The organism is Nostoc sp. UIC 10630 (assembly GCF_010747425.1).
GTDB lineage: Bacteria > Cyanobacteriota > Cyanobacteriia > Cyanobacteriales > Nostocaceae > Nostoc.
In genome coordinates, this window is the sequence record NZ_JAAGOG010000486.1 from 1 (window position 1) to 591 (window position 591).

A 591-nucleotide genomic window follows, 5' to 3' on the forward strand; every position below is an offset into this window, starting at 1 on the left:
TTCTTGCACCTGAGTTATAAAACCACTACCCCAAACCATCGGTATCATTGGCAATTTGTCGTCTTTGGGGATGTATTGACCAGTTCTCTCGTAAACACTGCTATACGTATCTATTTTCTTGAGTTGCCATGCACAATTAAAATACTTCTCCAACTCAACTTCTACATGGTAAGCAGCGCCCCCACCGATGATTACTTCGTTCAACGGTCTGGGTAATATTTTGTCCATCCACCGCTGTAGCTTATCCCAATATTGGGCTGTTGCCACTCTGATTGCATCAGCAATATGAGAAATTTCTTTTTGTCTTAAAGTGGGGTCTTTCGCACTTGCTAGGGCTTGTATTCGGTCAAAAGTTATCCAATCAGGGCGTGCCGAGCAATTACGGTCTTTGCTGTAGACCTTATCAATAATCGTGTAGCGTGCATCAAATATTGCCGAAGATAAACGCTCTCGGTCTAAACCGCTCGTCATATCCAGCACGATATCCAACATATTGGCAAAGCCCAACAGTGGACTATCCCCCAGCTTCAGTTGCCCCCGGTCAAAATAAAGTGCTGTCGTGTTCCTGTGACCAAACATCAACACCGCCAG

1 pseudogene is annotated in these 591 nt (G+C 44.8%); it reads right to left on the bottom strand.

Annotated elements, in window-relative coordinates:
• Nucleotides 1–579: pseudogene (locus G1O98_RS40530) on the bottom strand (hypothetical protein); the annotation flags it as partial.
• Nucleotides 580–591: the final 12 nt, after the last annotated feature.